This window comes from Pseudomonas sp. FP2309, from assembly GCF_030687575.1.
Taxonomy (GTDB): Bacteria; Pseudomonadota; Gammaproteobacteria; order Pseudomonadales; family Pseudomonadaceae; genus Aquipseudomonas.
This window is the reverse complement of record NZ_CP117439.1, coordinates 1,992,815-2,005,450: the sequence shown is the minus strand read 5'-3', so window position 1 is coordinate 2,005,450 and position 12,636 is coordinate 1,992,815. Positions and strand designations below refer to the sequence as shown.

At 58.8% G+C, this 12,636-nt stretch carries 10 protein-coding genes; 4 read left to right on the top strand and 6 right to left on the bottom strand.

The window, feature by feature from the left end; genetic code table 11:
- Window positions 1-107: 107 nt before the first annotated feature.
- From PSH59_RS09300 to PSH59_RS09290, 3 genes are all read left to right on the top strand, one after another.
- Window positions 108-1,916, top strand: coding sequence for a di-heme-cytochrome C peroxidase (locus PSH59_RS09300; RefSeq protein ID WP_305394866.1), 1,809 nt, complete (start codon window positions 108-110; stop codon window positions 1,914-1,916).
- Window positions 1,913-3,079: a catalase family protein gene (locus tag PSH59_RS09295; RefSeq protein ID WP_305394865.1), complete on the top strand. Its 1,167-nt coding sequence runs from the start codon at window positions 1,913-1,915 to the stop codon at window positions 3,077-3,079. Before PSH59_RS09300 ends, PSH59_RS09295 begins: the two co-directional genes overlap by 4 nt.
- A gap of 117 nt (window positions 3,080-3,196) precedes the next feature.
- A complete protein-coding gene (locus PSH59_RS09290) occupies window positions 3,197-4,651 on the top strand; it encodes a PLP-dependent aminotransferase family protein (protein ID WP_305394864.1) in 1,455 nt (484 codons plus the stop codon).
- Between the two features lies 1 nt (window position 4,652).
- Here PSH59_RS09290 and PSH59_RS09285 read toward each other — a convergent pair whose 3' ends face one another.
- The 6 genes from PSH59_RS09285 to PSH59_RS09260 all read right to left on the bottom strand — a co-directional run bounded on the left by PSH59_RS09285 (window position 4,653) and on the right by PSH59_RS09260 (window position 11,256).
- Window positions 4,653-5,981, bottom strand: coding sequence for an aspartate aminotransferase family protein (locus PSH59_RS09285; protein WP_370694398.1), 1,329 nt, complete (start codon window positions 5,979-5,981; stop codon window positions 4,653-4,655).
- Window positions 5,978-7,099, bottom strand: coding sequence for a phosphotransferase (locus PSH59_RS09280; RefSeq protein WP_305394863.1), 1,122 nt, complete (start codon window positions 7,097-7,099; stop codon window positions 5,978-5,980). The genes PSH59_RS09285 and PSH59_RS09280 overlap by 4 nt, the downstream gene beginning before the upstream one ends.
- A 112-nt stretch (window positions 7,100-7,211) precedes the next feature.
- Window positions 7,212-8,228 carry a histone deacetylase family protein gene (locus PSH59_RS09275; RefSeq protein ID WP_305394862.1) on the bottom strand — a complete coding sequence of 339 codons (1,017 nt, stop codon included), beginning with the start codon at window positions 8,226-8,228 and terminating at the stop codon, window positions 7,212-7,214.
- A 27-nt stretch (window positions 8,229-8,255) separates the two neighbouring features.
- Window positions 8,256-9,188 (bottom strand): glyoxylate/hydroxypyruvate reductase A, encoded by a 933-nt coding sequence (locus tag PSH59_RS09270; RefSeq protein WP_248083877.1) that lies wholly within the window; start codon window positions 9,186-9,188, stop codon window positions 8,256-8,258.
- Between the two features lie 2 nt (window positions 9,189-9,190).
- Window positions 9,191-9,946 (bottom strand): class II aldolase/adducin family protein, encoded by a 756-nt coding sequence (locus tag PSH59_RS09265; protein ID WP_305394861.1) that lies wholly within the window; start codon window positions 9,944-9,946, stop codon window positions 9,191-9,193.
- The gene (locus tag PSH59_RS09260) at window positions 9,946-11,256 is read right to left on the bottom strand and encodes an MFS transporter (protein ID WP_305394860.1); all 1,311 of its coding nucleotides are present in this window, start codon (window positions 11,254-11,256) and stop codon (window positions 9,946-9,948) included. The genes PSH59_RS09265 and PSH59_RS09260 overlap by 1 nt, the downstream gene beginning before the upstream one ends.
- Window positions 11,257-11,409: 153 nt before the next feature.
- On the opposite strand from PSH59_RS09260, the gene PSH59_RS09255 reads away from it, so the two are divergent.
- Entirely contained in the window at window positions 11,410-12,387 is a 978-nt protein-coding gene (locus PSH59_RS09255) for a LysR family transcriptional regulator (RefSeq protein WP_305394859.1), read from the top strand.
- The last annotated feature ends 249 nt before the right edge of the window (window positions 12,388-12,636 follow it).

The following is a 12,636-nucleotide window of genomic DNA, read 5'->3' as shown; positions in this document are numbered from 1 at the left end:
AGGCCCCGCGAAGGATCGTGGGACCACTGGGCGCCAGGCTCATGGCCACTTGCCGCACCTGTGCCGTAGTGGCATAACAACGCGACAACTCGACAAGGATAGTTATCTTGCGCATTTTTTCCCGTGTTTTACTCCTGATACTCGCCATTTCGGTCCTGTTGCTGGCCGTGGTGATCTATTACACCCTCAACCCCAAGCTGCCGGACTACGTGCCCGTGGAGCAGGTGCACTACCAGGACCAATGGAGTGCCGCCGACCGCCAGACCTATTACTTCACGCCCCAGGGCACGCAAGTCAAAGGCCTGCATTACGACTGGTTCACCGCCCTGGAACTGCCGTTCTCCGAGCGACGTTTTGCCACGCCCGATTACCTGGCGCGCTTCGGCTTCCTGGTCGACCCGAAACAAGTGCCGACGGCGCAAAATCCCGGCAACCTGCCGGTAGGTTTTGCGCGGCATAAAAACGCCGGCAGCACCGTTGAATACCTGGATATCACCTGCGCCGCCTGCCATACCGGCGAGCTGCATTTCAAAGGCCAGGCCCTGCGGATCGACGGCGGTTCTGCGCAACATGTGCTGCCCTCCAGCGTGCCGACCCTGCGCGGTGGCAGCTTCGGCCAGGCGCTGGTCGCCAGCCTCGCGGCCACCTATTACAACCCGTGGAAATTCGAGCGTTTCGCCCGCCAGGTATTGGGTAACCGCTACGACGCCGAGCACGGCCAACTGCGCCAGGACTTCAAACAGTCGCTGAACCAATTCCTCAAAGTTGCCTGGAACGACACTCACCGTGGCCTCTACCCCACCGAAGAAGGCCCGGGCCGTACCGACGCGTTCGGGCGCATCGCCAATGCCAGCTTTGGCGATGCCATTTCCCCGGACAACTATCGCGTCGCCAATGCGCCGGTGGACTACCCGCAGTTGTGGGATATCTGGACCTTCGACTGGGTGCAGTGGAACGGCTCGGCCCAGCAACCCATGGCGCGCAATATCGGCGAGGCCCTTGGTGTTGGGGCGACGCTGACGTTTTTCGACGCTGCCGGCCAGCCGCTCCAGGGCGATGCGCGTTACCCTTCCAGCGTGCGGGTGCGCGACCTCAACCTGATCGAAGAAACCCTGCAACGGCTCAAGCCGCCCACCTGGCCCGAAGATTTGTTCGGCCCCATCGACAAGCCCCTCGCCGCCCAGGGCCGTGCGCTGTTCGGCGAGAATTGCGCCGGCTGCCATGTGCCCGCCGTCAGCGCGGAAGGTGGTCGTCCGGTACAGCACCTGAAGATGCTTCCGGTGGACTACATCGGCACCGACCCTGGCACTGCCAGCAATATTGCCGACCAGCGTTATGACCTGAGCGCCCTGCAATGGGACCCGGCGCAGTTGGCAACGCTCAATGTCGAGCTGCACCCGACGCCGACCGAGCCCCTGGACTTGAAAAAAATGTCGGTGGCCAAGGGCCTGGCCTACGTCACCGCGTTCGTCGAAGACCATGCCTACCGCGCTGCCGGTGTCACCCCCGCCGAGCGGCCACGCCTGGATGGCTACGGCCTGCCGATTGGCGTGCGCGAGTTGCGCGCCTACAAGGCCCGACCACTGGCCGGCGTGTGGGCCACTCCGCCGTACCTGCATAACGGCTCGGTGCCGACGATCTACCAACTGCTCTCGCCTCAGGACGAGCGCAGCACCACCTTCTATAAAGGCACCTTTAATTACAACCCGCGTCACCTGGGCTTTGAGACCGGCGCGTTCAAAAATGCCTTTCTGTTCGACACCAAAATTACCGGCAACCACAACAGCGGCCACGAATTCCGTGCCGGTGAGCGTGGCAATGGCGTGATCGGCCGTGGCTTGCTGCCACAGGAGCGCTGGGCGCTGCTGGAATATCTCAAAGTGCTGGGCGGCCCGCTGGAGCAACAATTGCCATGATTATCCGATCTCGATATGACCAACCGTCCCTGCTCGCGCGCCTGTGGCTGCGCATCGGAGCGCTCCTTGGCAAGACCTTGCTGTGGCTGGTCGGCCTGGGCCTGTTCGGCTGGCTCGCAGCCACCGCCTGGTACGCCTGGCAAAACAGCGGGCCGGTGTCGCCGAACGAACAAATCCCGGCCGGTGAAGCGGCGATGACCCAGGGCATCATTCAGACCGCCGTGCGCATCGTTGACCAACACCGCGAAGGCACGCGCTACCTGCGCGATGCCCACGCCAAAGCCCATGGTTGCGTGAAGGCCGAAGTCAGCGTGCTGGCCGACCTTGACCCGGCATTGCGCCAGGGTGTGTTCGCCACACCCGGCAAAACCTGGCAGGCGACGATGCGGCTGTCCAACGGCAACGCCTACCCGCAGTTCGACAGCATCCGAGACGCCCGCGGCATGGCGATCAAGCTGCTTGATGTACCGGGTAAACAACTGCTGGCCGACCAACAAAGCCGGGGCGAACAAGACTTTGTGATGTTCAGCCACCCGAACTTTTTTGTCAGCGATGTGGCGGAATACGCGCAGAACATCGGCGCCCAGGCCGATGGCAAGAAAGTCCTGGCGTTCTTTCCCAGCCTCGACCCTCGCAGTTGGCAAGTGCGCCACTTGTTCATCGCCCTGGCCACCCTGGCACCCGCTCCGGCAAGCCCGACGCAGACGACGTACTTTTCCGTTTCGCCCTACAAGTTCGGCACAGCCAACGCCAAATTCCGCGTCGCGCCAGACCCGCAAAGCTGCCCCGAATACACGCTGCCCAAACAGAACCAGGACCTGCCGAACTTCCTGCGCAGCGCCCTGAGCCAGCAACTGTCCACCGACCGTATGCCAGCATGTTTCGTGTTGCAGATTCAGCGGCAGAACCCGCAGAAGTTCATGCCGATCGAAGACACCAGCATTGAATGGAAGGAGAACGATGCGCCCTATGAAAGCGTGGCCAAGGTGCGGATCCCGGCACAGGACTTCGATACTCCGGAACTGAACCTGGCCTGCGACAACCAGTCGTTCAACCCGTGGTTCGGAGTGGAAGAGCACCGCCCCATCGGCGGCATCAACCGCTTGCGCAAAGCGGTCTACGAGGCGGTCAGCGACTACCGCCACAGCCGTAACGCGCCGTAACGAGTGCGTAACAACAGGCCCGACGCCGTCAGGATTACGTCGGGTCCATTGAGACGTTTTCGCGCGGCCTCTACGGCCGAATATTCTGATATGGCCACTCGAATGCACGCTGTCCTCTTGACTGACCTGCTGTTAAAAAATCTTGATAAGCAGTCATCGATCCCAATGCAAAAACAGATGTATGACACCATCCGATTTGCAGTGCTGGACCACACGCTGGTTGCGGGGCAGAAGCTTCCCTCGTCCCGCGCTTTGGCCGCTGACCTTGAGATTTCCCGGATCACCATCTCCCTGACTTACGACCGGCTGATCGCGGAGAACTATCTGGTTACCCGTGCCGGAAATGGGACATACGTGGCCCCGACCCTCACGCAGCCACTGGGTGCTGCGCCCGAAAGCGTACACACGCAGCATTCCATGCACCTTTCCAGGCGTGGTGCTCAATTGAGCTGTTTGCCGGGCGGCATGGGCACTACCACGGGAGCATTTGTGCCTGGGATTGCCGACTCACAGGCCTTCCCGTTTCACATCTGGAAGCGGCTTGTTGCCAGACATCTTTGCAAAGGCAATCTGGCGCTCTCTGGCTATGCGGACCATGGCGGATTACGTCAACTTCGGGAGGCGATAGCGGGCTATCTGAAAATTTCACGATCAGTCAATTGTGATCCCGGCCAGATCATTATCACGACCGGTACACACCAGGCCGTTGACCTCTGTGCGAGATTGCTTGCAGACGCAGGCGATACAGTGATCGTCGAAAATCCTTGCCACTGGGCCTTCCCTACCGTCTTTGCAGCGTCGGGACTGGACGTGGCAGCGGGTGAGGTCAACGAACAGGGTTTGGATCTCGCGAACAGTGACGTCCCGCCACGGACAAAGATCGTCGTCGTGAGCCCGTCGCATCAATATCCGACGGGCGTCGTGATGCCGTTGTCCAGGCGCCTGGAGTTGCTTCAAAGCGCCCGAGCACAAAATCTATGGGTCCTGGAAGACGACTACGACAGCGAGTTCAGATACGACGGCGCCCCGCTGCCTTCGCTCCAGGGTTTGGACAATGATGGGCGCGTCATCTACATAGGCACCTTCAGCAAGGCGATGTTCGCAGGGATACGCATGGGCTTTCTGGTGGTTCCACATCACCTTTCAGAAGCCTTTGCCAAAGCCAGTACCAAGCTTTTCAGACCGGGGGCTTTGCATCTCCAGGCAGCGCTGGCTGACTTCATTCATGAAGGGCATTTTGCTCAGCATATTCGCAGGATGCGTACCGAGTATTCATCCCGGCAGAACCTCTTGAGATCATCTCTTGAAAAGTCGCTGGGTGACATGGTGAGCCTTTCCAGCGCGCGCGCGGGCCTTCATGTTTTTGCCGAGTGTTCTTCACTGGTGAATTATCAGAGCATGATTAATGAATCCAGACGCGAAGGGATTTTCCTTGGAACGCCCTGTTTCGTAAAAAATGTCCCCAGCCTGGAAAACAGGTGCTTCGTTCTTGGTTTCGGCGCCGTACCACTGGAGAAAATTGAGGCCGGCGTGCAGTCGTTAACAACGGCAATGAGTCGTAGCCTCTACTGATTCACAAACGCTCCAACGCCCCCGCTGCGGCCATCAACAATTGTTGCGCGTGAGCCTCATTGAACGTCAGCATTGGGCGAATCTTCAGCACATTTCCACGTGGGCCGGTTGCGCTTATCAATACGCCACGCTGGCGCATGCCGTTCACGATCTGGTTGGCCACCCCTTTGGCGGGAGCCTTGGTCTTGCGATCGACCACAAGCTCCACGCCAATAAATAGTCCATCACCTCTGACATCGCCAATCAGCTCAAATTTTTCGGCAAGTTTCCAAAAACCAGTACGAATCAGCCCGCCAATGTGAGCCGCGTTGCCCTGCAGCTTATCGTTCTGGATCACTTGAAGCGTCGCCATCGCGGCGGCGCAGGAAACCGGGTTGCCGCCAAACGTATTGAAGTAGCGGGCTTCATCCCCAAACGCTTGAAGTACCTCAGGCCTGGCCACCAGGCCCGCGATGGGATGACCATTGCCCATGGGCTTGCCGAGCGTCACGATATCGGGGATGAGTCCATGCCGCTGAAAGCCCCACATGGCCGATCCGGTTCGCGCAAAGCCGGATTGCACCTCGTCGGCAATATAGAGGCCTCCCTCGGCGCGTATCAAATCCACCGCTTCTTTCAGAAACCCCTTTGGGTCGCAGTACACGCCGTCGCTGGAAAAAATAGAATCGACGATTAACGCGGCGGGTTTGATCCCATGTCGCTTGAGGTCAGCGATGGCCTCTCCTACCGCTTTCGCGAAGCGAGCACCAATATCTTCGTCGCTGAAGAGATACGTATCTGGAGCTTCCACCGTCCGTACGTGCTGCCCCAGTGGAACGCCGACGCCGAGCGAAGGTGAGATATCTGCGACCGAAGCCGTCACACCGTGATACGCGAGTTGAGTCACGATGACGCCGGTGCCGCCTGTAAAACGCTTGGCGATACGCAGTGCCAGATCGTTCGCCTCGCTGCCGGTGCAGGTAAACATCACCTGTGACAGCTCTGCCGGAAACGTACCGACCAACCGCTCTGCATAATCAATAACTAGCTCGTGGAGGTAGCGGGTATGGGTATTCAGAAGTGAAGCCTGGCGGGTAATCGCTTCAACCACTTCCGGGCGACTGTGGCCAATAGACGCTACGTTGTTATACGCATCAAGATAGGGTCGTCCGTCCTGATCAAACAAGTAAACGCCCTCTCCTCGGACAATATGGAGTGGTTCCTCATAAAACAGACGGTAAGCCGGACCGAGTACCTTGTTGCGCCGTTTGATCATGTCGGCTTCGCGTAAAGGCAAGTCCCCCATGCGCGTGGCGTCAAACGAATTGAGCATGCTGGAATCTTTTTTCATACGATCATCCCCGCTTCTTGGATTTTTTCTAAAATAAAGGTCTGTGCCTGGCCCGTCCCAAATGCCTCAAGGCGCCGCAGCCCAGCCCATGCAGACGGATTGTTGCGAAGTATGTATTCGCTGTTTTCAGGATGTTCTCTGGATCGCCACTCGGTAATCAGCACTGTGGCCAGCAAGCGGGCTTCGATCAAGTTGGGGAGCAGATGGAGTTCGGATTGCGTGAGCGGGCTGACAGCGTGGTAGGCCTTTATGCACTCCACGGCATGGCTCAATACGTTGTCATCCTCTGACAACTGATAGGCGCAGAGCACTGCAAGGTCCTGTACTCGTGGGGCCGAAACCATATCGCCAAGGTCCAGGATCGCAGTGAGCCTGGTCCCACTCTCATCATCGACCATGATGTTGTACGGGTTCATGTCGTTATGAATGACTTGCTTTGGCAAAAGCTTGAGTGCGGGTTCAGTTTCGGTCCCATAACGCTTCAAGCCTTCGAGAACTCGCTTACGTTTTTCATCGTCGTCGATGTAACTCGTCAGTGCGCTCAACGCTTTCAGGTGCTGGATGTCCCACAGAAGTTTGTGATTCATCTGGGGATGATTAAAACCTTTGAGCGCAATATCCAGATGCGCCATTGCCGCGCCTAGTGATTCAAGTAGCCTGGTGCTGCGCTGCACCTTGTAGAGTGGCGAGCCTGGTATGAAATCGATGACTCTGATGGCTTGGCTCTGTTCGGACCCAGGAATAGTGCGGCGATGCACATACTCACCGTCAAGCGTCGGCCTCAACCTTGGGACAGGAACATCTGGCCCCTTGTTCATGATGTGTAATTGAGCCTGGGTCTGGAAGTCGGTTACGCCGGGATCTTCAGATGGATGGGTTGCCTTCAACACAAAATCACGCCCCTGGTCGGTCGAGATCTTAAAGTTCTGATCGCGCTCACTGGTCAGTACCGACGCCTGGCCGTCAATGCCGAACACCGAACGGGCCAGGTACTGAGCTTGAATGGCAGATAAGCCTGAGAAATGTGTGCTGAACAGATCATTGGTCGTCACTTCGTCTTCACGCGCCGACCCGCTGGAGCGCTCTTGCTGTTCGTGCTGAGCGTGTGGATTGTGCATGAGATACCCCTGATATCTACCAGGGGAAAACGTAGACGGTATCGGCCCTACCTGAAATATCCAATCTGAAGAATCTCATAAGGCCACTGCGGCAGGTCCGACCCGTGTGACGTCAAGCAGTCATGCCGTCGAAGAATCGTGAGGCATTTTCATCCAGCGTGGCGATGTCATAACCGCCCTCCTGCACCACCACACAAGGAATCCCCAGGGCCTTGATCCGCTGCCCCAGTAAACGGAAGCCCTCATGGCTGACGGATACTTTGGACTGGGGATCGTTTTCGTAAATATCGAAGCCCAGCGAGAGCACCAACACATCCGGGCCGAACGTGCGCAATGCAGAAGCGGCCTGATCCATACAGTTGAAAAAATCGACCTCGCTGGCACCGTGGGCCATCGGTAAGTTCAGGTTGAAGCCCTCACCGGCCCCCGTTCCGGTTTCATCGTCAAAACCGGCGACCACCGGGTAGAAGTTGGTCGGATCACCATGGATCGACACATACATCACGTCATCCCTATCGTAGAAAATCTCCTGTATGCCCTGACCGTGGTGCATGTCGGTGTCGAGCACAGCGATTTTGGAAAACCTGCCCCTCAGTACCTGAGCGGCGATTGCAGCGTTGTTGAGAAAGCAGAAGCCGCCTGCCGCTTCGGCACGGGCGTGGTGCCCCGGTGGACGGCAAAGTGCGTAGGCGAACGGGTCACCGTCGATAACCGCGTGGGCGGCAGCCACTGCACTCTGTGCCGACCAGTAGGCGGACTGCCAGGTGTGCTCGCCGATCGGGCAGCTGCCATCAGCCAGGTAGCGGGCAGTCTTGCCCAGAATCCCGCGCAGGGGGTTGCCTTCGCGGATATAGATATTGGACATGACTTCATCGCCCCAGTCTTCCGGCACTTCGTGCCACTGCTGGTAAGCGCTGCTCAGGTAGTCCAGGTAGGCCGCGCTGTGTACGGCGGCCAACGGTGCCTGACCATAGTCGTGAGGTACCAACAGGGGGTACCCCAGTTTTTCGGCCATCGCCAGCAGCGGGTCAATACGTGCGGGCAATTCCTGTGGCTGACGCATCTGGCCGCGCGACAGGTAGGAACGGGGATGGTGAAGGCGCTGCGCCGGGTGGAAAAATGTTTTCATTGCGGACCTCTCTCAAAACACATGCGGTCAATAACCCAGTTCAGGATTGACCCGATTGTTCAGTGCAAGCCCTTGGGCCAATCGCTGCACGTTGTCGGCGACTTGCCGGGCGATACACAGGTCGGAGGCGGCAGACGCCATGTGCGGCGTCACCCAGACCTCCGGCGTGCGCCACAACAGTGAGTCGGCGGGCAAAGGCTCCTGCTCGAAGACATCCAGTAAGGCTCCGCGCAGTTGCCCGCTCGCCAGTGCCTGTTGCAGGTCATCGGCGTTCAGATGTTGGCCACGGCCGCAATTGATCAAGGCGCTGCCTTTGGCCATGCACTGGAAGACCTCATCGCACAACACGCCCTGGGTCGCGGGGGTAAGGGGCAGCAGGTTGATCAGCACATCCAAGCTATCGAGAAACTCGCGTCGCGCATCGGCACCGCTGAAGGTTGTCACGCCGTCGATCTCACGCGGCGTGCGGGCCCAGCCGCGCACGTCGTAGCCCGCCGCCGCCAGTCTGAGCGCCACCGGCGTACCAATCGCGCCCAAGCCCATCACGCCGACCCTGAAATCTTCAGCTTTTCGCTGCACCGGCCGCTGCCAGTGCTGCACAAGATTGCCGACGATCACCTGATCGAAGCCTCGGTGAAAGTGCAGTACGCCCCAGTGCACGTACTCGCTCATACCCAGGCTGTGATCAGGGTCGACCACGCGGCAGACCGGCACCGCCGTATCGCGAGAGCCGTCCTGAGCCAAATGGTCGATACCCGAGCCGATCGAATGCACGAGGCGCAGGCGTGGCAAGCGCCCCAGGCTGCCGGGCGGTGGGAACCAGCACACCGCGACCTCGGCGAACGGCGCCTGCCCATCGTCTGGCCGCAGTACATTCAGGTGCGGCGCATGCTCGGCGAAAAGCGCTGCCAGCCAATCGGTCAGCGCAGGGTCCTGACAAAGCAAAACGATACAGGTCATGGTCAGCTGCACCAGTCGGTGCGCTGCTCGTCGATCAGACTGAGCGCGGCCTGCCAGGCCAGGTCGATAATGCCGTCGATGCCGTCACGGCCAAACTGCGCCGCCGTGTGCTGGCATACGGCTTCACTGGGAATATTCAACGCGACACCGGCCGACATCGCCTGGATCTGCGCCTGGCAGGCCCGCTCCAGAAAATAGATCTCGTGGAACGCCGCCGCTACACCCGCACCGGCCGCCAGCAAACCGTGGTTACGCAAAATCATCGCCTTGTGCGACCCCAGATCGGCGACCAGACGCTGGCGCTCGTCCAGTGACAACGCGATGCCTTCATAGGTGTGATACGCCAGGTTGCCGTAGAACTTCAGCGCATGCTGGGTCAGCGGCAGCAACCCATCGCGCTGGGCCGCCACCGCCATACCGCTGGCGGTATGGGTGTGAATGATGCAATGAAGGTCCGGGCGCGCCTCGTGGATGGCCGAGTGGATGACGAACCCTGCGGCGTTGACCTTGCCAGCGTTGCAGTTGCTACCGACCACGTTGCCTTGCAGATCGATCAGGATCAGATCGCTGGCGCGCATTCTCTCGAACGCCACCCCATAGCGGTTGATCAGAAAATGCGGCGCCTGCCCCGGTACCCGCAAAGTGATGTGGGTATCGATCAGGTCGGTCATGCGGTAGTAGGCGATCAAGCGGTACAGCGCCGCCAGCTCACAGCGCGCTTGCCATTCGACCTCTGACATCGCGACAGGCTTGCTCATCATGCGACTCCTTGGGAAGTGGATAGCGTGACCGGGTTGGCGTTGGCACTGCGCAGATGCCCCAGCCCCAGTACTCCGGTCAGTGACATCAGGGCCAGCACGCTGAAGAACAGCGCCAACGGCATCCATTGCCCGGCGAACTGAGCGGCGATGAAGGTGCCGATCATGGGGGTCAGGCCTCCGGTCAAGCCACTCCCGAGTTGATAAGCGATCGAAATGCCCGAATATCGCACTCGTGCCGGGAAAGCTTCAGCCATGTAGCCGGCGATCACTGCGTAAAGTGCGGCCAGCAGGATCACCGCCAGGGCAATGCCGGCGGTCATGTAGAACAGATTGCCGGTCTGTACCAGCAGGAACATCGGATACGGCACCACGATACATAGCGACGCCACCCACTTGAGAAACCGTCCTTCACCCAGCCGCTCCGCCAGCAATGCCGAACAGGGTTGCGAAAGGAACTGCAGGATGGTGACCACAAACAGGCAATCCAGAATCGTGGTCTTGTCGATGCCCTGATACTGAGTGACGTAGGTGATCATGAACGTATTGGTGAAGAAGAAGCCGCCCGAACCGATGGTGACGGCCAGTGCAGCGAACAAAATGTTCTTCCAGCCCGTGCGCAGCACTTCCATCACCGGGTTATCAGAGGTCTGGTCGCTCTCCTTGACCTCCGCGAATTCCGGCGATTCCGGCACGCCGAAACGAATGACCAGGCCGACGATCATCAGCACCCCGCTCATCAGAAACGGAATGCGCCAGCCCCAACTCATCAGGGCGTCCTGATCCATTTCACTGATCAAACGGAAGGCGATCAGCGCCAGCAACAGGCCTGCCGGGCTGCCCCATTGAGCGAATGAAGCGAAAAACACCTTGCGGCCTTTGGGTGCGTGTTCGCTGGCCATCAGTACCGCGCCGCCCCATTCGCCGCCGACTGAGATGCCTTGCAGCAACCGCAGCACCACAAGGCCGATAGGCGCCCATATACCTGCCTGGGCGTAAGTCGGCAGCAGACCTATCGCGGTCGTCGCGACGCCCATCAGCACAATGGTCACCAGCAGCATTTTTTTGCGGCCCAGCCGATCACCTAGATGGCCAAATACCATCCCGGCGAACGGCCGAGCAATGAAGCCTACAGCGAAGCTACCAAACGCAGCCATGGTGCTGAGGGCCGGGTTTTCACTGGGAAAGAACAGCTGTCCCAACACCAGTGCCGCGGCAAATGCATAGATGTAGTAGTCATAGAATTCGATGGTGGTGCCGATAAATGCGGCGGCTGCGGCACGACGCGGCGTGGAGGTTCTGCTCGTCATCTGAGGCTCCCGGGAATCATTGTTATAGGCAGGAGATAAGGTCATGCGTGAGCATGAAAGTCGCACTCTCACGGTGCATTGATCGATGGTGCGCCAAGCCCTATGCTAGGAAAAGCTTCTAATCTAAATACTTAAGTATAAGCCTGGAAAATAATGACTATTTCAGCGTCTGGTTTTCAGAGGGACCCCGAGGCAAAGCGATTTCTCAATGACCGCCTGGACTGGAACCTGTTGCGTACCTTCCTGGTTATTGGTCAGGAGGGCAGCATCAGCAGGGCCGCCGCCCGCCTGCACTTGAGTCAACCGGCAATCAGTCAGGCGCTCAAAAGACTGGAGGAGCAACTATCAAGTGAGCTAGTCGTGCGGCGCGGGCCTCGCATTACCCTGTCCAAGGCTGGCGAGGAAGTCATGCAGATCGCCGCAGAGATTTATGGCACGGTCTCCCGTTTAGGACCTGCGCTGGATGCGCCTGCGGAGTCGGTAACGGGTAAAATCAGGCTGCTGTCCATCAGCCGTATCCAATCTCGCGGCTACGATGAGTTCCTGGCGCAATTCCACAATGAGTTCCCTCAAGTGGAATTGGAAGTTGATGTACTGCGCAGCTCGGATGTGATCAGCGCGCTGCTGCAAAAGACCGCGTCTTTCGGTTTGAGCCTGTGCCGTACACCGCAGCCCCGCCTCGAACAGCGGGTCATGCTTGAACAGCGCTATGCGTTTTTCTGTGGGAAGCGCCATCGGCTGTTTGGTCGCAAGAACCTGACCTTGTCAGACCTGCAAAGCGAAAATTTCGTGAGTTTCACCAGTGACCAGATCGGCGGCAATTTATCGCCGCTGACCGTGTTCAGGGATCAACAAGGCTTCACTGGACGCATTGTCGCGTCTTCACCCAGCCTGGATGAGATCTTGCGTTTGGTCGCGGCCGGATATGGCATTGGCTGCCTGCCCGAACACATTGTCGCCGCCGATGTGCAAGCCGATGAAATCTGGCGCCTGCCGCCCTGGGAGGGTGTCAGCGATGTGAACGTTTATTTGCTGTGGAATCGCGAACAAAAGATGACCCGCGCCGAGTCGGTCTTTCTGGAGCGCTTCCAGCAGATGCTTATGACGACGGACGTGACTGGCCGGTTTTAGGTCGACATTCAAATCGATATTGTTGGCCACCAGCACACGTGCAGCCTCTCTCCACTGCCGAGCCTCCTTGAGACTCGAACCCGTCGTGGGCACTTGCAGAGATAATCCCACAGTTAACGTATAAGGCTGGCGGGCTTGGCTTGCTTGATCGCTGTATCTGTCAGAGCCATCAGACACCTCCTTCTGCATCTAGGAGGGGGACTACAACCAAGCGGTAGACGGACCAATACGAAAATTGATGCACATGGA

Excerpts from the sequence above, each read along its gene's own strand:
- PSH59_RS09270 (WP_248083877.1), bottom strand. The coding sequence starts at position 9,188 with ATGACCTGTATCGTTTTGCTTTGTCAGGACCCTGCGCTGACCGATTGG.
- PSH59_RS09275 (WP_305394862.1), bottom strand. The coding sequence starts at position 8,228 with ATGAAAACATTTTTCCACCCGGCGCAGCGCCTTCACCATCCCCGTTCC.
- PSH59_RS09280 (WP_305394863.1), bottom strand. The coding sequence starts at position 7,099 with ATGCACAATCCACACGCTCAGCACGAACAGCAAGAGCGCTCCAGCGGG.
- PSH59_RS09285 (WP_370694398.1), bottom strand. The coding sequence starts at position 5,981 with ATGAAAAAAGATTCCAGCATGCTCAATTCGTTTGACGCCACGCGCATG.
- PSH59_RS09295 (WP_305394865.1), top strand. The coding sequence starts at position 1,913 with ATGATTATCCGATCTCGATATGACCAACCGTCCCTGCTCGCGCGCCTG.
- PSH59_RS09260 (WP_305394860.1), bottom strand. The coding sequence starts at position 11,256 with ATGACGAGCAGAACCTCCACGCCGCGTCGTGCCGCAGCCGCCGCATTT.
- PSH59_RS09265 (WP_305394861.1), bottom strand. The coding sequence starts at position 9,946 with ATGAGCAAGCCTGTCGCGATGTCAGAGGTCGAATGGCAAGCGCGCTGT.
- PSH59_RS09255 (WP_305394859.1), top strand. The coding sequence starts at position 11,410 with ATGACTATTTCAGCGTCTGGTTTTCAGAGGGACCCCGAGGCAAAGCGA.